This is a genomic window from Vibrio phycocola (assembly GCF_054404255.1).
Window position 1 is genome coordinate 137,764 of record NZ_JBTAMQ010000001.1, and the last position, 20,058, is coordinate 157,821.

The window sequence follows — 20,058 nt, forward strand, 5'->3', positions numbered from 1 at the left end:
CCTTTTTGGGATGATTTTTACGGAAGGGAATAAAAAGAGTGAATACCCGGAAGATATTCACTCTTTATCTCGAAGAATATTTTACTCTTCTACAATTTCAGCTTTTGCACTATCGGCTTTGAGTTCAGCAATGGCAGCATCTCTTTCAGCTTCAGACGCAAACAAAGCACTGGTACCCACAACTTGACCATTGGTCGCTTTCACGTTGAAGAATGCTTTACCATTTTTTGATTCTTTAAATTCATAGCGTGCGTCAACAGCGCAGTTTTTAATCACAGACTCGATACCGTTTTTAGCATTGGCTTTTTTTGAGTAGCTTTCGCTTTTTACAATCGTTTTTCCTTCCGTGTTCAAGAAAGCGAAAGTAAACGGTTCTTTTGCATCACTTTTTTTCAATTTAATGATCATTCTTTATTCCTTAATTTACATATACAGACGGTATATTATGTTTTTCATTACTTAAAAGAATTTTTTCGCCATGCCTAATAGATCATCGGCTACCGATCCATCGCCATCTTGGTCTAACATATTTGTTAACATTGACGTGACTCCGTTGGTATCCGAAGTGTCGGTGTCACCCAAGTTTGTTTGTTTGTTTAATGCACCCATAACTACAGGCGCAAGCATCGGCAACAAAGCAGAGATAGAAGACGCATCGAAACCACTCTTTTCACTCATGGCATTAACGACTTCATCTTGATTGCCAGATGAGAATAACTGACCAATCATGCCAGATGTATCCATATCGAGAAGGCTTGATGGATTGCTGACGACATCATCTAAACTCGTATTTGAAATCATGCTAATTAAATCAGAAGAATCCCCTTCACCAGCAAGATTCGCTTTCGCGCCCTCTAGCAGTTGTGGTGCCACCTCTGAGATAAGAGAAGGTAAAGAACCTGCATCGATACCTGTTTTCTCGGCAATCGAACTAATCAGATTTTCATCAAGTCCGCTTTGTAAAAGAGTGCTTAAAATATTCATACTTTTCCTTTTAACCAGAAATACTGATTGTTTTTTTTATTAATATATAACCTACATTTTGATAACATTTTAAAACAGTTTTGGTCAATACGAGAGCGATACAATTTGGCTCATTCTCAAAATTGAACAAGTTCGGTGGAAGGTTACCCAGAGCTGGATCGTGTCTTTTAACTAGCGATGATTATTGATAGAACCTGTTGGTAATCGTGGAACGAATAATTAATGCTCCATATTCTAGCGATCATTGGTTCTGGTGATTATTGCTTAAGTAGCTTGGGGATTTACGAAGTTATAGAGACTGGGTGTTGTAGCAAAGTGATATTTGCCGTTGATCATGTTGCGTAAGCATTAGTTTAAGATCTAGAGCTTACATTATGAGTGGATTTTGTAAATATTAGAGCAATATGATGAAAAATTTGTTAGTTTAGTCAGATACCTATGAACAGATAGCTCATTGAATAGCCAATAAGATATGCAGTTATCATTACTAGAGCTTTAGTCTCAATATGACATTTCATCGCGCTTCGTTAATTAAATCGATGGCTTTGCTAGGTATCTCGTGTGTCGCCATTTCGGGAAGTTATTTACTGGTCAGCAACGCCCATGCTTCCAATGTTAATTCTCGTTTTCAAATTGATGATCATCGCCTGTCCGAAGCAAGCGGTATAGCCGTTTCCCGTATTGATGAACAATTACTTTGGTTAAACAATGACAGCGGGAATGCCAATACTATTTATGCCGTAACAACGGAAGGTGAACTTCGGACCTCTATTACTTTAGCGGGTGTTGAGAATCGCGATTGGGAAGATTTGGCTTCTTTCACATTCAAGGGTAAACCTTATTTGTTAGTTGCAGATGTTGGAGACAATGATGAAGAGTGGACTAGCTACAACATCTATATCATTCCAGAGCCTGATTTGAGCTATAGAGCAAAAACAGACATTGTGATCGAGCCTACCTGGCATATTGAATTTAGTTATCCTGATGGATCGCATGACAGCGAAGCAGTCGCCGTAGATGTGCAACGTGAAAGAATAATGTTGTTGACTAAACGAGACGATGTCCCGAAACTTTTTGAACTTCCGCTAGTCGCAAATGGCAAGATGGTGGCTACGGATCTTGGTGAAATTTATCCGATTCCAGATGCGTCGGGTAAAGGCTTTTCGTTTGTTAGGCTTTTTAATTACGGAAATAAGCCTACTGCAATGGATATATCTGCCGACGGTAAAAACCTTGCTATTTTGACTTATGAAGGCGTATATCTATATCAAAATTCGAGTGAAAACCCTTGGGACGGCATTTTCTCCAAACCTCCTATCGAAATTGAGTTACCCAATATGAAACAAGCTGAGGCACTAGGATTCGATCAATCTGGACAATACCTCTACGTTACTAGTGAGAAGGTACCTTCTCCACTTTATAAACTTCGCGTTCCCGCTGCTCTCAGATAGGGTATAAGCACACTCGATTCCTCTTTTCAAAGATAACTTCATTAGCAACTTGGTTGGTAACACGATATTCAAGGTGATTTCATGCCTTATGAAATGCCAGCCATTTACTCTGACCAAACTATTCCATTCTAGCTAAATTGTCATCCGTATAAGTGTCGATAGGGGAGAAAGTGCTTTTTATAAGCGATGATAGTCGGAACGTGAGGGGGAAGTCTAAAGGTCACAAAAATGAATATTCGCTCACAATAAATCTATATTGGGGGAAATATAAGATTCAAAGTGAACGAATAATATCGGTAGTTAAGTTAGCACATGTTTATTGTGTGCGTTTAATTGTCGTCAAGTATAGCTTCCGTTATTGCTAGATAATGTCTAGACCAACCATTTAACGATGTAAATTGTCTTACCAAGTTGTTTGCTCGTGCTGTTATCGATGGTTCATAAGAAGCAAGCTTACGGTAATCGTACGAAACGACAAATTGTTCATTTTCAATTGCAACACTATCGCCATTGACGCGATTTGGTGTCACTCCTGGACCAATTGCTATGTTATTTACAACGGTTTTAGCCATACATTCAACAATATCAGTGTTGTTTAAATACCCTTCTTCTGCAGCTACAGTGAAATAACCGACATCAATATGACCATGGTTAATATCTTCAGATACCTCATTTCCATTACTTTGCCAAGTGTAGCTCCACTCACAGCTACCATCAGCTTGGTTGGTCATAAATGATTCAAAGAAACTCTCAATTTTATTAAGTTTGTTTTTGAAGTCGTCATTCCCTCCACTCCATTTATCTATATATAGTAGCGCTGTAGACATTGCTAATGAGTGGTTGTATGAAAGAGGATTGGAATATAGCCCTGCGTCTCCATATCTTTGGTTTGTGGATACGTAGTACCAACTACCAGCAATTGCACTTTGTTTAGTTTCACTCCATGATGTATTGTGAGATTCAGCAATTATAGTACTACGGCGCATGAATTCATTAGCTTGGCTATCGAATGCAGATAGATTATCTGTTTTGATTACATCGACGAGTCGCATAATTGGACTTAGTATCATACCGTCATCAAGCAAAAGTACTCTTTTCAGTGAACTTCGCATCCATCCTGGGGCAAACTTATCCCTATTCACTAAGTAATACTTTGGAGCTGTTACGTAACTATTTCGGCTGGTTCCATTTCTTTGGGCTCGCTTGTCGTCAGTGTTATAAAACATAAATTCAGCGAGTTCTACTGCCCAATCAATATATTTTGTGTCTTTGGTTGCCTTGTATAGATTTATATATGTTCTTATCCAATAGTGACCTGTCCATGCGAAATCTTCAGAGTCATGTCCATCTTCCGTAACCATAGGTAAATTTGGATATTGAGAAAGGATTAAGTCTCCAAGAGCATCTGCATCTGTGATAGTTGTAAAATCTGGATTTGGTACAGTGAGGCCAGAAATTACATCATTATCCTCGACATTATATAATGTTACGGTTGCATCATCGTCAGAGATCACTCGAGTAGAACCATATTCATCGAATGCTATCGTACGACTATTTGTTGTTGTATTGACGTCAACAAATGCGATTGATTGTAAGATTCCTTTTGAAAATGTATTGTCTTTGCGGAATAACCTATCATAGGAAATATTCTTAGGGTTTATTTTGCTGTTTGACGTTGTAGATTCATTGTCACCGTCGGAAATGGTAATCGAACCATATTTAATGATTACTTCTAAGAAGTCAGTATTCGTAATGTTGATGCCTGATGCGGTGTATTTTACGTAATCAATGCTTACAGTAACCGTATTCTTTGTAAATGAAATATAATCTCCACCAGATGATGAATTCGATACAAGGTAACCTTCCGAGCTTGTTGTTGGTTCTAACCAAGCGACAACGCGATGCTCTCCGGTCGGTATCCATGTTGTCATTTGTGCGTAGCTATTAACACCGTCAAATTCAATACCAGTGTTGTCACCATCATTTGATGTTGAATCGGTATTCGTTGTTGTTGAATTATCAGAGCCGCTTGAAACGCTATCATTTGTCTCATTTCCAGCGCTGTTATCCGATCCATTCTCAGTAGTGCCATCATTAGAAAAGCTAATTGAGTAACTTGTTTCTAGCTTCTGTATTGCTGCATACTGCTCATCAGTCAGGTCTCCATTTATTTTTGTTGATGTAGTTGAGCCTTCTACACTTACTTCAACATTAGAATTAGATGAAACTACAGGCTGACCACTAGAGTCAAATGTAATAACTCTATAATTGTCATCATCATTCAAGTCTACAAACGCAATAGCAAGTAGGCTACCTTCCGAGTACCAATTGTCTCTGCGGAATATGCGGTCATAACTAGCAGCTAACGGATCAATGCTGTTGTTGTAGGTTGTTTCTACAGTAACGCCGTCAGATACAGTCATAGAGCCTTGATCAAAGGTAACCTCAACATACTTCGTTTCAGCAAAATTCATAGACCCCCAAACGCCGACCCAAACTGAATTGATTTTAGATTGAACAGCGTTTGGAAAGTAACCAATATTTTCATGGGTTTCGGAGCTGGATGCGAGATAGACTCTATCATACGACTGAGATACGTCATCGATCCACGCCATTACTTTAAAGCTACCAGTGGGCTCCCATGGTGTCATTTCAATATATGAATTCGTACCGTTGAACTTAACGGATGAGCTCATTTCAACAGAGTTGTCAGAAGTTGATGAATCAGTATTAACCGTATCAGAGGTGTTTGAGTTAGTATCTGAAGTCGTGTTGTCAGAAGCATCGCTATCTGATGTAAGATCAAGAGAATAAGAGTCACCTAATTCTAAGAAAGCGGTTGATTGCTCCGAAGTAAGTGCAATATTCGTATCAAAAGCTAGTGTCCCTTTGAAACTAACGCCCACATCTGAAGTAGCTGAAACTACAGGCTGGCCACTAGAGTCGAACGTAACAACTCGATAGTTGTCTTCATCATTTAAATCTACGAATGCAATCGCAAGTAGACTACCTTCGGAGTACGTACTATCTCTGCGGAATATTCGGTCATAACTAACAGATAAAGGATCAATGCTATTGTTATAGGTTGTTTCTTCAGTAACACCATCAGATACAGTCATAGAGCCTTGATTAAAGGTCACTTCTACGTACTTAGTCTCAGAAAAATTCATCGAGCCCCATACGCCGACCCAAGCTGAATTGATTTTAGATTGAACCGCGTTTGGAAAATAACCAACATTTTCATGATTCTCTGAGTTTGAAGCAAGATAAACCCTATCGTACGACTCAGAGACGTCATCAATCCATGCCATTACTTTAAAGCTACCAGTAGGCACCCATGGCGTCATTTCGATATATGAATTTGTACCATTGAACTTAACAGATGAACTCATTTCAACTGAGTTATCATTCTCGTTGTCAGAAGGGGATGAATTAGTATCAACCGTATCAGAAGCCGTAGCGTTAGAATCATCATCTGATGTAAGACTAAGAGAATAGGATTCATCTAATTCAAGTAAAGCGGTTGATTGCTCAGCTGTAAGTGCTGTGTTAGAGCTAACTGCCAGTGTTCCTTTGAAACTAACGTCCACATCTGAAGTAGCTGAAACTACAGGCTGGCCACTAGAGTCAAACGTAACAACTCGATAGTTGTCTTCATCATTTAAATCTACGAATGCAATCGCAAGTAGACTACCTTCGGAGTACGTACTATCTCTGCGGAATATTCGGTCATAACTAACAGATAAAGGATCAATGCTATTGTTATAGGTTGTTTCTTCAGTAACACCATCAGATACAGTCATAGAGCCTTGATTAAAGGTCACTTCTACGTACTTAGTCTCAGAAAAATTCATCGAGCCCCATACGCCGACCCAAGCTGAATTGATTTTAGATTGAACCGCGTTTGGAAAATAACCAACATTTTCATGATTCTCTGAGTTTGAAGCAAGATAAACCCTATCGTACGACTCAGAGACGTCATCAATCCATGCCATTACTTTAAAGCTACCAGTAGGCACCCATGGTGTCATTTCAATATATGAATCAGTACCGTTGAATTTGACCGACGACGTACCATCGTTAAGCGTGGAATCAGCAACAGATGTTGAACTATCGCTAATAATAGTAATATCAGAAGAGTCCACATTTATTGTAGAGGCAGTCGTACTCGTCGTTGACGTTACAATAGCGTTGCCATTGTTATCAAATGTAATAGTACGATTATTGGAAGAATCATTTAAGTCAGAAAAAGTAATTGATTCTAATCCACCAGAAGAATACGTATTCCCTCTGCGGAATAGATTGTCAAAGCTAACAAGAGCTGGAGAAATACTCGAGTCATAGGTGATACCTTCATTGGAACCATCTGAAGCATAAATACTGCCTTCTTCAATTCGAACTTTTAGATAGTTACTACTAGCAAAATCGAATTTCCCCCATACGCCTGGCCAATCTTGACCAAACTGACCTTGTACAGATTTTGCATATATAGCTAGGTATTCTCTATCAGTAAAACTTGAAGCGATATATATCTTATCTTGGTTTGCGAATGACACATCTCGCAACTGTACTTCAACTTCAAAACTTCCAGTTGGCTCCCAAGTCGTCATTTCAACGTAAGAGTCAACACCATTGAAATTAACAGAAGCATCTGCAAGGACAACACCAGGTGTTATCGATACGATGAATAATGAAAGGTAACAAATACATTTTAAGTATATGTTTTTAAATATGTTCATACTATCTCCAAGATATGACTTTAGAGATGGCATGACGCACCGCAAATGTTGCGAATTACTAATTTGAAATTAACACTAGGTCAATCAGACTACTAAAACGCTCTTCAATTTTTGAGGTAATCCCGCTATCCTGGTTAACTCACCGTCGGACCGGAGACTTTGCGTCACTGCCTTTCGACAGTTTTGCCATTTTCTACAATTTATATACATGAAAAGCATCACGTTATTAGCAATCATGATACCTACAAAAAATGAAATAGTTTTTACTCTATTTCACTCTCTTATTAACAATAGCATAAATTGTTTTAAGGGCAATAAATGCGATCATATTTTTTCTTAGGCTCATTCGACTGCAATTGTAAAAAAAGTCAAACGTCGAAAGTATATCGACTTAGCCAATATACATCCGTGTACTATTAATAAAAATAACACTTCGTTCTTCGTTTGAGCAATCGACCTGTGTGTGAGTTCTGTTCTTTTTTTGTTTGTTTTATGTAAGAATGTATCTAGTTGTTTTAATATGAAATTTGTGTTTGTTCTGTGTTCTTTTTAAGTTGTTTTTTTGTAAGAATATAATAGATAAACATAAGTAGACAAGCTAACCCAAGTGCAACTCGCATACTAGTTAATACACCTTGCCAGCCCCAAAGCTGATAGAGTGGCTCTATTACAAATACACCTAAGCTAGCACCACTATAGTAGAAAAGACTATAAAGAGCTTGGGCACTTCCTTTTGCCTTCTTCACACTTTTGCCCACTAAAGTACTTGCCTGAGCATGACAGAAAAAGAACCCAACTGACGTGAGAATCATTCCGATAATGAGCAGCTGAATCTGTCCTCCAGTCATCAGTAAATTCGCTGCGAACATAACGGCTATTCCTGTTACGACGCCTGAAATTAGAGAATGATTTTTTGTAAATTTCCCTACTAGCGATGAACTAGTGGTGCCTCCTAGCAAGGTTAAGAACATCATACTGCGAAGATCACTTGTCATATGGTAAGGCGCTTCTTCCAATATCATCATGAGATAGTTAGAAAGGTTGACGAAACATCCAAACGTAAGGCCAATCATCAGATAAATAAGTAATAGTTGAGGTCGAGCTAAATGCTGCCCAAAGGCTTGAACACTAGGCTTTAAATGGAATTTTATCGGGGTGAAATGTTTCTGGTTGGGTAATAACCAAACAATTACCAAAAAACATAGTGATGTGATGCCCGCTATTATCCAACCTGCTGACTGCCAGCCACCGAGATGTTCCGCTGTAACTCCCCCAATCAGTCGACTACAAATGCCGCCTAGAGTATTAGAAGCAATGTAAAACCCAACGGCTGATGGAAGCCAACTTTTTCTTAGTTCATCTCCCAATAGAGGAACGGCGACCGCCGGGCAAGCTGCCAGCAATAAGCCTTGAGCAAAACGTAAAATTAAGAACAAGGAGTAGTCATGGACAAAGGGTAAAAGTAATGAAACAAGTATGCCAAGAGCGATACCACCTATTAGGATCCGACAGCGGCCAATAGCATCTGACCAGCTTGCGAAAAAGAGTAAACCGATACCCATTCCTAACAATGGCGCTGACATCGCTAAGTTAGCAGACAATGGTTCAATATTAAATTCTTGCTGGATGACAGGGAGTAACGGTTGTAGCCAATAGATATTTGCGAATGTTACAACTGAAGAAAGGCAGATTGCGGTAATAATGCGGCTATAGTGGGTTAATTTTTTCACTGTTTCGTTTTCGCTACTAGTAAGTTGGTTGAAAAATTCAGTTAGTAATAAATAGATATGCAATAAGAGTAACCAGTTAATGATGATAAATAAAATATGTTGTTTTTATTAATTCCATAAATATAAATTATAGGTATAGTTAGCAATGGAGTGAATGCGATACGTGCCAAATTGGTTAAGGGATTCGATGTTAGATAGGTGAGGGATAGATGGAATTAAGACAGCTAAAACACTTTATTGCAGTCGTTGAAACAGGATCGATCTCAGCGGCAGCAAGGCAACTCAATTTAGCTCAGCCCGCGGTTAGTACCAGCATTAAAAAGCTGGAAGCCGAGCTTAAAGTTGACCTCTTTCATCGTCGTGAACGCGGTGTCAGTATTACGACCGCTGGGACTCAATTTACCGAACATGCTCGGCGAGTTTTGTGTCAAGCAAAGGACGCGAAATTGGCAATGCAAGCTTTAGAGGGATTGGACACTGGAGAAGTCGAAATTTGCGTGCCTAGTGTGCTGGGTTCTTACTATTTCCCTCCGTTATTAATGGCATTTAAGCATCAATACCCCGGATTAAACATCAATGTCACGGATACGGGAACGCGTAATATTCGCGACCTGTTGTTGGCGGGAACCGTTGAACTAGGTGTTGTTGCGGACAAAGATTTAACTCCAGAATTAGCCAGTGGAAAATTGATTCGTGAAGAAATGGTGGTCTGCATGGCCGCCGACCATCCGTTAGCGGAAAAAGAGGTGATTAGCTACCATGATTTTCTTTCGCATGAGTTGGTCTTGTTCCGAAAAGGTTATTATCATCACATATTAATTGAACGGATAAGTAGAGAAGTTAATTTAGCTCCAAAGGTGGCGTTTAGCAGTAATTTATTACCGTTGATTAAGTCAATTATTCGTCAGGGTTATGCGGTTTCGCCAATGTGGAAAGTTGCAATTCAAGCTGACGATAGCATTGTAACTCGTCCTTTTGAGAAATCATTTTCAGTCGATCTCAGTTTAGCATGGCGCCATGATAGCTACCTATCAAGGGCGAATAAGGTATTCCGCGACTTTGTATTAGATCAAGTTAGTGGCTAATAGTTTGATGAGTAGCTGGCGGGTGAAATGGGGTTATATTAGGTAAAAGTAAAATAGTTTGTTTCTATCTATTTGAATTTATTATTTTAATTATTTCATATTGCTAAGTTGAAAATTATTGTTAGAAGAATGAGTTATTCACAATTCATTTTCTGAAGCATTTATTACTACAACATTGATGTTATTTAAGCTATAAATAACGCGTTTCATACTGCCCTTATACAGTTTGCTGTACAGGAGGGTATGAGAATACAAAATATACTATTTTTCGAACTTCAGGGCGGGGCGGAACTCCCCACCGGCGGTAAGCTAAGTGCTAAGAACTAAGCAAGCCCGCGAGCGCTTATTCGGTTAAGAATAAGGACAGCAGATCTGGTTAAACTCCAGAGCCGACGGTTATAGTCCGGATGAAAGAAGATCGACCAATACAACTTAGTGATCCATTTCGGTGGATCTACCTGAGTGATCACCTGTGTTACCAAACTTTTCAGGTAAGAAGCTTCTTATTCTGATGAGTCAGTATCAGTGAGTGACGTTCGTTTGGCCATTCAATCATCACCCCTGTGCATCTTTGTAGGAGATTAAAAAGATGACAGGTACATTCTTTATTATGTTAGCTTGCCTAACATGGGCGTTAGACACGCTTATTCGCTACCCTTTATTAGAACAAGGCTATAGCACTTTACAAATCGTTCTTCTTGAACACATAACACTCGCGCTCGTGACTTTGCCTTTGATCTGGCGAAATCGAAGCGTTTTGTTCCATTTGTCGACCAAGTCATATTTCGCCCTATTTTTTATTGGGGGAGTTGGGTCTGCTATTGGTACGCTCGCATTTACCGAAGCCTTTCGATACATAAACCCAACTGTTGTGATTCTATTGCAAAAACTTCAGCCAATAGTGGCTGTTGTTATGGCTTATCTATTTTTAAAAGAGCTGGTAGAGAGACGCTTCATTCAATGGGCTGGTGTTATTTTATTGGGTAGTTTGGTTATGATTTGGCCGGATATTTCTGGTCTAAGTGCCACTTCACTTCACTATAGCAACGACATTCAATCGATTTTCTTGGGTTACGGTTTTACGTTGCTGGCAGTGTTTGCGTGGGGTTGTGCAACCGTCTGTGGTAAGTATTTAGCAAACAATAACGTGCCTGCGAATGCAATTCTTTCGGGGCGTTTCCTGTCTGGGTTAATGGTACTTTCTGTGTTTGCAGTTTCGATGAACGTAAATGTGAACAGAATTCCAACGAGTGATATTAGTTGGATTGTAGGAATGGCTTTGCTAAGTGGTTTAGTTGGTATGTGGCTATATTATCGTGGCTTAGGACGTATTCGTGCTCAACATGCAACATTGGTTGAAATGACGTTTCCAGTTTTTGCGGCGGTGATAAACTGGGTGGCGCTTGATATGTCATTAAACTGGTATCAAATTCTTGGTGCGACGATGCTGATTTTGGGAAATGTTGGTTTACGTTACAAAGAAGTCTCATTGTTCGGCAAACATTCAAAGCCTAAACAGGTCTCACAATCGTAGTGTTTTAAGTATTTGGATACGAATCTGGCCTAAAACATCCCTTAGGCCAGTTTTTCATTGGTGTGTTTGGACCATGGTTGACTCAGACACAAGAATATTATGACTGCGTACAGCATTGCCCAGCCTAAACAAAAGATAACAACACTGCATAAGGCTAATGACACAGCGGCTAAGAGTTTCGATTTTCCTTCAAGTAGTCGATAAGCCGCTAGCATTGCAAGCCAATATACCAGCACAAAAATCCCATTCGCGAGTTTCAGGAAAAATGCTAAATCTAAGTCAGTGACTTCGCCTAATGTCATCGAGATGAATATAGTGATGATTACCGCGAGAGTTGCGTTTACTGGAACGCCTCGTCTTGACACTTTAGCAATGCGACTTTGGCTACGATACTGCCGTGCTTGCGCCCAAATCATTCGTGCAAAACTTTGGACATATAGATTAATACTCGCAAAACACGCGAAAAACCCAACAATACTGATTACTGCAGAAAATCGAGCGCCAAATAGGTGCTCACTTATCCAAGGGATTGAAGCGTTATCAAATTCACTACTGCCGTATGCCCCTAATTTATAGACAACAACAGAGCAGGCATAATAGGTTACTCCCGCGATTAGACATCCTACCAATATCGCGATTGGGAAATCTCGTTGTGGATTTTTAAATTCCTCTCCCATGTGAGCAAAGGCTTCAATACCGACAAAGCACCAAAACATAACCCCAAGTGCTGAAGCGATTGCGGGAAATTGGCTCTGGTCAAAGTCAGGCAATGAGATATCCACACTACCTATATCGGCTTTCCATACTAATGCAATAACTAAGGCAAAGACACTAAGCGCTATCAGTGATTGAAGACGACCACTGGATTTCGTTCCGAGTAGATTAACAATGGTGAGAAGTATTATTGTGATACTTTGAGCTATCCAGGGCATGTTCAACGGTTCTGGTAAAAGTTGCGAAGAAAACCCACTGGCGAGTACTACGGCAGCAGGTATGCCAACAGGGATTACACTGACAAATAACCAGGCAACGGCATGCTCTAACCGTTCATTAAATGCGAGACGTACGAAGTGAGATGTTCCTCCTGCACTGGGAAACTGTTTACCTAATTGTGCAAAAGTTAATGCAATAGGGGAAACCGCAATAAAAAGAAATAGCCAAGCCCAGAGTGTGTATTGTCCTGCAATTCCGGTTGCTATAGCAGGAATCATAAAAAGCCCTGTTCCCATTAATGTCGTCGAAAGTTGGGAAATTCCCGACACGAGAGAAATTTCTTTTTTTAGTTCTTGGGCCACAGATTCACCTGAATTATTGATAATTTCTTGGTTGCATATTGTTCGGGCTCTATAATACACGAGACAAAAATAGGGCTGCAGTATTTATTTTAAATATTTAGTCTGCTTGGCAAAATACACGACTCACTTCGATGCTTATGCCCCAGGATGTACTAAGGAATGATTCATGACAGTTTCAATATGGTTTTCTCTCTTTGTTGTTTGTTTACTGGGGGCTATGTCTCCAGGGCCTAGTTTGGCAATGGTGTTAAAGCATTCGCTGGCGGGAGGAAAGCTAAATGGTCTTGCAACAGCTTGGGCACACGCATTAGGCATTGGAATTTATGCATGTTTATCATTGTTAGGACTCTCTATATTGCTTCACAAGGTGCACTGGCTATTTTTATCAATCAGTTACGCTGGAGCGGCTTACTTAGCTTACTTAGGGTGGAAGGCGATTCGCTCTAGTGGTGGAGTGGCTGATCAATTAGAGAGCCAGGAAACGGTCCGATTAACGGTGTCTGCTCGAGAAGGGTTTATGATTTCAATTCTAAACCCAAAGATAGCGCTTTTTTTTACCGCATTATTTAGCCAATTTGTTGGAGTAGGGCATGAACTTTTTAGCCAAGTGATACTTGTCATTACCCCAGTTGCAGTGGATGGATTGTGGTATACGATGATTACACTTTTGGTGTCCAATCCTCTTGTATTTCAAAAGATGAAGGCAAAATCGAAACTGATTGATCGGTTGTCTGGTTTAGTATTACTAGGGTTGGCGTGTCGTGTAATTGTTACTACGTAGTAGTCATTTAGACACTATCGTGTATTTTTTATAAGAGATTTAGGTTTAAATGACCTTGTTAATAGTATGTGAATAGAATATAACTCTTACTTTTCAGTGTTTTAGATGTTGGCATGAGACGTGCAGTGTTTACTTTAAAGAAACGCGTTCTCACGCACAACATAATAATAACTGGAGCTAAAAAATGTTTTGTATTCAATGTGAACAAACAATGGACACGCCTGTAGCAAAAGGCTGCTCATTCGCGCAAGGTATGTGTGGTAAAACAGCAGAAGTCTCTGATCTACAAGATATATTAGTATATTCCCTACAAGGTGTATCGTTTTGGGCTGAACTCGGTCGTCAGGTTGGTATCATTGATAGTGAGATCGATCAATGGTCTCCAAAAGCCTTCTTTTCAACATTAACTAACGTTAACTTTGATCCGCAACGTGTCACTGAATTTGCACAGCAATCAAATGCATTTCGACGTTCATTAGAACAAAAAGTGACAGCTGCATTTGCATTAGAGAATAAAGCACTGCCATCATTAACGGCTGCTGCTCAATTTGATCTTCCAGAAGATGACTCACAAATTCTTTCATTGGCACCACAAGCAGCGGTTAATCGTGGTAAAGATTTGGTTGATGAAGATATCATGGGCTTACGCCTGCTTTGTTTATATGGTTTGAAAGGCGCTGCTGCCTATATGGAGCATGCACTTGTATTAGGTCAGACTGATGAAGCAGTATATGGTGAGTACCATCAAATCATGGGTTGGTTGGGAAGTGATCCTACTGATGCAAAACCGTTGTTAGATTGTGCAATGCAAATTGGTTTGATGAATTTCCGTATTATGGAACTGCTTGATCTAGGAGAAACTGAGAGCTTCGGACACCCAGAGCCAACGACGGTAAACGTTAAAGCTGTTAAGGGTAAATGTATTTTAGTCTCTGGGCATGATTTACATGATCTAGAGAAAATTCTGCAGCAAACCGAAGGTAAAGGTATCAATGTTTATACCAATGGTGAAATGCTTCCTGCTCACTCGTATCCAAAACTTAAGCAGTATAAGCATCTAGTGGGTAACTATGGTAGTGCCTGGCAGAATCAACAGAAGGAATTTGCTAACTTCCCTGGCCCTATTGTGATGACATCTAACTGCCTATTAAACCCTAACACAGGACAATATGGCGATCGTATGTTCACGCGCAGCATTGTGGGTTGGCCTGGCGTATCTCATATCGAAGGAGATGATTTTTCTGAGGTGATTGCTTCGGCGCTGAGCTTAGAAGGTTTTAAACACGATGAGTTAGAGCAAATGATCACAATTGGATTTGGGCGCAATGCTCTGATGCAAGCTGCTCCTGCCGTGATTGATCAAGTTAAGCAAGGCAACATTAAGCATTTCTTCCTTGTTGGTGGCTGTGATGGTGATAAAGCAGAACGCAGTTATTACACTGAGTTTGCAAATAAGACACCAGAAGATAGCTTAATCTTAACGTTGGCATGCGGTAAATATCGCTTTAATAAAAATAATTATGGCGACATCAATGGCATTCCTCGTCTCCTCGATGTCGGCCAATGTAATGATGCTTACTCTGCCATTCAATTGGCTTTAGCATTGGCAAAAGAATTTGACTGTGGTGTTAACGACTTGCCACTAACACTCGTGCTTTCATGGTTCGAGCAAAAAGCGATCGTTATCTTACTTACTCTATTAGCTCTTGGTGTAAAAGGAATCTATACCGGTCCGACAGCACCGGCATTCCTAACAGAAAATCTAATGGAAATATTAGAGAAAGAATTTGATATGCGCAGTATTTCTACTGTTGACGAAGATCTGAAAACAATCTTAGCCGCGTAAGTTATCACGCAATGCTTGGCCCTGATTATCAGGGCCAATTTTATTTGGGAGAAAAACGATGATGTGGTCACAAAGTGTACCGCTAGAATTCCACTGTAGTGATGTATGGCAGGAAACCCCCGATTCAGTCAGTTTCGAATTACAAACGACAGAAAGCCCAGAACCCATCGATTTTAAACCGGGGCAGTTTGCGAGTTTAGGTTTTGAAATTAATGGGCAGTACCATTATCGGGCTTATTCGATTAGTTCATTGCCTCGCTCTGGTTCATTATGTTTTACGGTTAAACGAGTTGAAAATGGATTAGTTTCAAACCATATTGTTGATACGTTGTCGGCAACAGCCGAAGTTAAAGTGCTTGCACCTCAAGGACAGTTTAATTCACACGACTGTCTTCATGGGAACAAGGTCGTATTGATCTCCGCCGGGTGTGGAATTACTCCAGTAATGTCGATGGCTAAGCAATGGCTACTCGATGGTAATGTGGATATTGAGTTTATTCATATTGCTCGCAATCCAGAAAACACCATCTATTTTGAAGAATTGCAAATGCTGGCGGCTACACATGATCAATTTAAGTTAAAACTTTTGCTTAAAGAAGAGAATGAACTTGGGTTTTCGGTGGGACGCCTCAGTCGAGAGTGGCTTGAATCACTATGTCCAGATATTGCTTCTCGTTCAGTTTTCACTTGTGGCCCCGCAACATTTATGAATGATGTAGAGCAGTATTCATCTGAATTAGGCGTTGATATGTCGATGTTCTATCAAGAGAGCTTTAATCAACCAGAGCAAAGCGACGAATCAGGAGACGCCAGTGGAGAGTCGTTTAGCTTAAATGTGCCCGGTTTTGGCATCGAAGCTGAAATTGAAGCCGGAGCTACATTGGCAGATAAACTCGAAGAGTCTGGCTTGCCTATTATTATCGCTTGTCGTAGTGGAATGTGTGGTTCGTGTAAGTGTAAGGTTGTGTCGGGTGACATTGAACGACGAAGCCGAGAAACACTCAGTGATGAAGATATAGAAAATGGCTATGTTCTCGCATGTTCTACCACTGTTCATTCTGACGTTGAAGTTGAAATTGGATAATAAAAATAACCCGCAGACATAAAGCGGGTTATTTCATTTAACTATGCTTTATTGATGGGATAAGATTTCTTCAGTTGGTAACCAATGTACTTTGACATCTGCTTCAATAAACATTTCTTCGCTTACCTTTACTTTATCACCCCAGCGCGACAGAAAGTCGGGCGTTTGTTCTGGGCAATAGACGCTTGATATTCCGGTCTGAATAATTTTGGCTGCGCAGTTTGGGCAAGGGAAATGAGTAACGAAAATATCGCAACCGTCGAGATCGCGCTTAGCAAACAAAATGGCATTTTCTTCAGCATGTAATGTTTTGAGGTACTTCATTTCACGTTCATCTATATCTGCACGGTCTGAAATACCGTGAGGATAGCCATTAAAGCCAACAGAAACGATTCGGTTGTTTTTTGTGATCACCGCTCCAACCTGAGTGGAGGGATCTTTACTCCATGAAGCTACTAGTTCCGCCATTTGATTAAAGCGAAAAGCCCATTTAGAAATCATCGTTTTATTCCTGTTTCACTGTGACACGTTAGGTTTAACTTAACTGCTTTATCTTAATATATAGAGAAATCAGTATATAGGCAAAGTGGCATATTTCGATCAAACATGACTATGTTATGATAAATGTTATCTAATTGAATCTTAAATCTTTCCTTGAAGCGGAATAGCTCTTGTATGAAAAAAGTCTCCCCTACTCGTAATATTCATCCAAAGTTGGCGATAGAAGAAGCCCCAGCGGATGTATTTATGAATTTCGACGCTTTTTTATCGAATACCGAAACCAGAGTTCATAGTCACCCATGGGGGCAGGTTCAGTTAATTTCTGGTGGTATCCTTGAAATGGAAGCTGAAGACACCCGTTTTTTAGCACCGCCACATTTGGCAATTTGGGTTCCGTCTGGGGTCCAGCATCGTAGCTATAACCGCAAGCCAATCGAGTATTGTTCGCTAAATATTTCTGATTCAATGACATCGTCCTTTCCCCAGCGGACTAGCCTAATCCAAGTTACTCCAATTGTTGCTTCTATTGTTGAGAATTTTCGCCAACGAAACATTGACGTTCCTAACCGCGAGCAAGATTTGCGTATGGTGCAGGTTATTTTAGACCAATTTGGATCTCAGGAGATCGAGCATCACTTTGTGCCATCTTCAACACATAAATATCTTGCTCCGATTTTAGTTGCGGTAGAAGAGAATCCTGCGGACGATACTAGCCTTAAACAATGGGCTGATGCCGTCCATACAACAGAGCGAACTTTAGCTCGGTATTGCCAAGCTGAATTAGGAATGAGTTTTACTGAGTGGCGATTAAGAGTCCGCTATCTCTATTCGATGGAGTTGTTGCGTAGTGGACGATCAGTTAAAGAAGTTGCGCTGGCGCTAGGCTATCAACAAACCAGCCCATTTATCACCATGTTTAAGCGTTATGCCAAACTTACACCGGAGCAATACAAGAATCGCTATTTATCCCTTATTCTTTAAGAAAGTTAGCCCCGCTTGAATCGCAGTGACTTGCGCCAATACACAGGTTTCATCATCGATATTTTTACTATCCGGATAGACTTCAGTGGTTACTGAGTACAAACATGGCGTAACTCCACCGCATAGTCCAAGAGGTTTCATCGCATACTGAATGATTCCGGGTTGCTGTACTCTTGTACCGATAAGTCGGCCATTTTCGTCTGGCTGTGCGATATGAGTTACGTTGGCTACGGCGTTAATAATGGCTGAATGAAAGTCCAGAACTGGCAGTTCGCTATTGGTGACGACATAGAATCCGTCGGGTATGTCTAAGGAAGAAAACTCACGCCCATCACGAGCTGCTGCCGCTGGCCTAAAAATGGTCGCATCCGTATCTGTGGTTTCGTGCAGGTCGAAATGCGCAACAACATCATTCAAATAAGGCTCGATGTAATGAATAAAATTAGAGGCTTCTTCGCTAGGAGAGTTGAAATAGAAAGAACGATTTGGATCAATGCACTGAGGGTTCCAGCGGTTGACGGTTTCGTAAGCCCATGGGCTGATACATGGAAATATTAGGAAATTAAACTTGTCACTGAATTGTTGAGCGTGTTGTTGCGCGAATTCAAGTGCTCCCATAACGCCACTCGTTTCGTATCCATGAACCCCGCCAGTGATCAATACGATTGGTTTTGTGTCATCCCATTGTGATGATTTAAGGCAATACAATTGGTATCTATCGGGATCGTAGGTTAATGCTCCATAGCGGATTACTGAGAAGGTTTCTGCTGTACTCTGAATGAGATCAACGATGTCGTCTTTGTAGCTCCGTTGTATGTTTTTTGCTTGTTCAAGCCACTGACCTTTATCGATGTCATTCCATGTGTGGCCAGCGGAGCCTATAGGATAGCGATACTCAATGCTCATAATTTCATCCTTGTGTAAATTAAGTGCTTGATTGCATATTTGAGTATAAACAAGTTAGTTGAAGTTGCAAATTTTAGATCGTGTTTTATATATGAGACTTGTTGAAATTTATTTGGTGCTAATTATTGGGTTAGAATGTTAAATTACATCGTAATAACAATAATTCAACAAGAGATAAAATTATGGCGGGAGCGAGTTTATTAACTCTATTAGATGATATCGCAACAGTATTGGATGATGTTGCTGTGATGTCAAAAGTGGCTGCAAAGAAAACAGCGGGTGTATTGGGTGATGATCTAGCTCTGAATGCTCAGCAGGTTTCGGGTGTTTCGGCTGAACGTGAAATTCCGGTGGTTTGGGCGGTTGCTAAAGGCTCAATGAAGAACAAATGCATACTCGTCCCAGTCGCTTTATTGTTCAGTGCTTTTATCCCTTGGATTATTATCCCAATGTTGTTAATGGGTGGACTATATCTTTGCTTTGAAGGTGCAGAGAAAGTAGTAGAAAAGTTCTTTCACAAGAAGTCAGCAGAAGATAAAGATGCAGATCCTTTGAAAGGTATGTCAGTTGAAGAGTATGAACGTAAGAAGATAAATGGTGCGATTAGAACCGATTTTATTTTATCTGCGGAAATTATCGTTATCGTTCTGGGAACGGTTCAAGGTGCGGCTCTTATAAGCCAGATACTGGTAGTCTCTTTAATTGCAATTGCAATGACAATTGGGGTTTATGGCTTAGTCGCTGGAATCGTTAAGCTCGATGACTTAGGATTTTATTTAGAACGAAAATCTGGTGGTGAAGGAGTGCTAAATTCTATTGGGCAAGGGATTATTTCGTTTGCTCCCAAGTTAATGAAGACATTAGGGTTTGTTGGCACAATTGCAATGTTTCTCGTCGGTGGTGGGATTGTTGTTCACAATATTGAATGGGTGCATCACATCTTGGTTGCGCTGATTAAGCCAGAATCTATGGGCTCATTTACAATTGTCGCTGAATCACTTCTTACAGGGGTGATTGGTTTTGCTGTAGGGCTTGTGGTGATGGCGCTAATGTCTGTCGTTCATAAAGTCCGGGGCACTGCACATTAACCATGCGATGCTAAGCTGCAATTAGTTTAATCGATAGTGTACGGCTATGTGAG

General features: G+C 40.3%; 16 protein-coding genes and 2 riboswitches. Of the genes, 9 read left to right on the top strand and 7 right to left on the bottom strand.

Features of this window, described 5'->3' with window-relative positions; translation table 11 throughout:
• Window positions 1-81 precede the first annotated feature (81 nt).
• A complete protein-coding gene (locus ACXJY6_RS00675; protein WP_458766812.1) occupies window positions 82-408 on the bottom strand; it encodes a YegP family protein in 327 nt (108 codons plus the stop codon).
• 51 nt (window positions 409-459) lie between these two features.
• A complete protein-coding gene (locus ACXJY6_RS00680; protein ID WP_456051195.1) occupies window positions 460-984 on the bottom strand; it encodes a DUF937 domain-containing protein in 525 nt (174 codons plus the stop codon).
• A 222-nt stretch (window positions 985-1,206) separates the two neighbouring features.
• Between ACXJY6_RS00680 and ACXJY6_RS00685 the strand changes: the two genes are divergently transcribed.
• A complete protein-coding gene (locus ACXJY6_RS00685; protein WP_456051196.1) occupies window positions 1,207-1,329 on the top strand; it encodes a hypothetical protein in 123 nt (40 codons plus the stop codon).
• 161 nt (window positions 1,330-1,490) lie between these two features.
• On the top strand, window positions 1,491-2,435 hold the full coding sequence (locus tag ACXJY6_RS00690) for a hypothetical protein (protein WP_458766814.1): 945 nt from the start codon (window positions 1,491-1,493) through the stop codon (window positions 2,433-2,435).
• A gap of 329 nt (window positions 2,436-2,764) precedes the next feature.
• Here ACXJY6_RS00690 and ACXJY6_RS00695 read toward each other — a convergent pair whose 3' ends face one another.
• Both ACXJY6_RS00695 and ACXJY6_RS00700 read right to left on the bottom strand, forming a co-directional pair.
• Window positions 2,765-7,174 carry a hypothetical protein gene (locus tag ACXJY6_RS00695; RefSeq protein ID WP_458766816.1) on the bottom strand — a complete coding sequence of 1,470 codons (4,410 nt, stop codon included), beginning with the start codon at window positions 7,172-7,174 and terminating at the stop codon, window positions 2,765-2,767.
• A 112-nt stretch (window positions 7,175-7,286) separates the two neighbouring features.
• Window positions 7,287-7,372: riboswitch (cyclic di-GMP riboswitch) on the bottom strand.
• 317 nt (window positions 7,373-7,689) lie between these two features.
• Window positions 7,690-8,904 carry an MFS transporter gene (locus ACXJY6_RS00700; protein ID WP_458766817.1) on the bottom strand — a complete coding sequence of 405 codons (1,215 nt, stop codon included), beginning with the start codon at window positions 8,902-8,904 and terminating at the stop codon, window positions 7,690-7,692.
• A gap of 209 nt (window positions 8,905-9,113) precedes the next feature.
• Here ACXJY6_RS00700 and ACXJY6_RS00705 point away from each other — a divergent pair, with 209 nt between their 5' ends.
• Window positions 9,114-9,989, top strand: a complete 876-nt coding sequence (locus tag ACXJY6_RS00705; RefSeq protein WP_456051200.1) for a LysR family transcriptional regulator — start codon at window positions 9,114-9,116, stop codon at window positions 9,987-9,989.
• A 267-nt stretch (window positions 9,990-10,256) separates the two neighbouring features.
• Window positions 10,257-10,412, top strand: a riboswitch (FMN riboswitch).
• Between the two features lie 166 nt (window positions 10,413-10,578).
• The gene (locus ACXJY6_RS00710; RefSeq protein ID WP_458766819.1) at window positions 10,579-11,523 is read left to right on the top strand and encodes a DMT family transporter; all 945 of its coding nucleotides are present in this window, start codon (window positions 10,579-10,581) and stop codon (window positions 11,521-11,523) included.
• 41 nt (window positions 11,524-11,564) lie between these two features.
• Here the strand turns inward: ACXJY6_RS00710 and yjeH are convergent, their stop codons facing one another.
• Window positions 11,565-12,818 (bottom strand): L-methionine/branched-chain amino acid transporter, encoded by a 1,254-nt coding sequence (gene yjeH / locus ACXJY6_RS00715; RefSeq protein WP_458766821.1) that lies wholly within the window; start codon window positions 12,816-12,818, stop codon window positions 11,565-11,567.
• A 166-nt stretch (window positions 12,819-12,984) separates the two neighbouring features.
• Between yjeH and ACXJY6_RS00720 the strand changes: the two genes are divergently transcribed.
• The 3 genes from ACXJY6_RS00720 (at window position 12,985) to ACXJY6_RS00730 (ending at window position 16,529) form a co-directional block, all read left to right on the top strand.
• A complete protein-coding gene (locus ACXJY6_RS00720; RefSeq protein ID WP_458766823.1) occupies window positions 12,985-13,599 on the top strand; it encodes a LysE family translocator in 615 nt (204 codons plus the stop codon).
• A 184-nt stretch (window positions 13,600-13,783) separates the two neighbouring features.
• The gene (hcp, locus tag ACXJY6_RS00725) at window positions 13,784-15,445 is read left to right on the top strand and encodes a hydroxylamine reductase (protein WP_458766825.1); all 1,662 of its coding nucleotides are present in this window, start codon (window positions 13,784-13,786) and stop codon (window positions 15,443-15,445) included.
• Between the two features lie 58 nt (window positions 15,446-15,503).
• Entirely contained in the window at window positions 15,504-16,529 is a 1,026-nt protein-coding gene (locus ACXJY6_RS00730) for an FAD-binding oxidoreductase (RefSeq protein WP_458766827.1), read from the top strand.
• Between the two features lie 48 nt (window positions 16,530-16,577).
• Here ACXJY6_RS00730 and ACXJY6_RS00735 read toward each other — a convergent pair whose 3' ends face one another.
• Window positions 16,578-17,030 carry a dCMP deaminase family protein gene (locus ACXJY6_RS00735; protein WP_456051206.1) on the bottom strand — a complete coding sequence of 151 codons (453 nt, stop codon included), beginning with the start codon at window positions 17,028-17,030 and terminating at the stop codon, window positions 16,578-16,580.
• A 174-nt stretch (window positions 17,031-17,204) separates the two neighbouring features.
• On the opposite strand from ACXJY6_RS00735, the gene ACXJY6_RS00740 reads away from it, so the two are divergent.
• Window positions 17,205-18,011 carry an AraC family transcriptional regulator gene (locus ACXJY6_RS00740; RefSeq protein ID WP_458766829.1) on the top strand — a complete coding sequence of 269 codons (807 nt, stop codon included), beginning with the start codon at window positions 17,205-17,207 and terminating at the stop codon, window positions 18,009-18,011.
• On the opposite strand, the gene ACXJY6_RS00745 is transcribed toward ACXJY6_RS00740, so the two are convergent.
• Window positions 17,994-18,917, bottom strand: coding sequence for a M14 family metallopeptidase (locus ACXJY6_RS00745; protein WP_458766831.1), 924 nt, complete (start codon window positions 18,915-18,917; stop codon window positions 17,994-17,996). The two genes, ACXJY6_RS00740 and ACXJY6_RS00745, sit on opposite strands and share 18 nt — an antisense overlap.
• A 182-nt stretch (window positions 18,918-19,099) precedes the next feature.
• Between ACXJY6_RS00745 and ACXJY6_RS00750 the strand changes: the two genes are divergently transcribed.
• Complete coding sequence (locus tag ACXJY6_RS00750) at window positions 19,100-20,005, top strand: DUF808 domain-containing protein (protein ID WP_456051209.1); 906 nt, start codon at window positions 19,100-19,102, stop codon at window positions 20,003-20,005.
• Window positions 20,006-20,058 lie beyond the last annotated feature (53 nt).

Coding starts and splice junctions, on each gene's coding strand:
- ACXJY6_RS00675 (WP_458766812.1), bottom strand. CDS start 408: ATGATCATTAAATTGAAAAAAAGTGATGCAAAAGAACCGTTTACTTTC.
- ACXJY6_RS00680 (WP_456051195.1), bottom strand. CDS start 984: ATGAATATTTTAAGCACTCTTTTACAAAGCGGACTTGATGAAAATCTG.
- ACXJY6_RS00685 (WP_456051196.1), top strand. CDS start 1,207: ATGCTCCATATTCTAGCGATCATTGGTTCTGGTGATTATTGCTTAAGT.
- ACXJY6_RS00690 (WP_458766814.1), top strand. CDS start 1,491: ATGACATTTCATCGCGCTTCGTTAATTAAATCGATGGCTTTGCTAGGT.
- ACXJY6_RS00695 (WP_458766816.1), bottom strand. CDS start 7,174: ATGAACATATTTAAAAACATATACTTAAAATGTATTTGTTACCTTTCA.
- ACXJY6_RS00705 (WP_456051200.1), top strand. CDS start 9,114: ATGGAATTAAGACAGCTAAAACACTTTATTGCAGTCGTTGAAACAGGA.
- ACXJY6_RS00710 (WP_458766819.1), top strand. CDS start 10,579: ATGACAGGTACATTCTTTATTATGTTAGCTTGCCTAACATGGGCGTTA.
- ACXJY6_RS00720 (WP_458766823.1), top strand. CDS start 12,985: ATGACAGTTTCAATATGGTTTTCTCTCTTTGTTGTTTGTTTACTGGGG.
- hcp (WP_458766825.1), top strand. CDS start 13,784: ATGTTTTGTATTCAATGTGAACAAACAATGGACACGCCTGTAGCAAAA.
- ACXJY6_RS00730 (WP_458766827.1), top strand. CDS start 15,504: ATGATGTGGTCACAAAGTGTACCGCTAGAATTCCACTGTAGTGATGTA.
- ACXJY6_RS00735 (WP_456051206.1), bottom strand. CDS start 17,030: ATGATTTCTAAATGGGCTTTTCGCTTTAATCAAATGGCGGAACTAGTA.
- ACXJY6_RS00740 (WP_458766829.1), top strand. CDS start 17,205: ATGAAAAAAGTCTCCCCTACTCGTAATATTCATCCAAAGTTGGCGATA.
- ACXJY6_RS00745 (WP_458766831.1), bottom strand. CDS start 18,917: ATGAGCATTGAGTATCGCTATCCTATAGGCTCCGCTGGCCACACATGG.
- ACXJY6_RS00750 (WP_456051209.1), top strand. CDS start 19,100: ATGGCGGGAGCGAGTTTATTAACTCTATTAGATGATATCGCAACAGTA.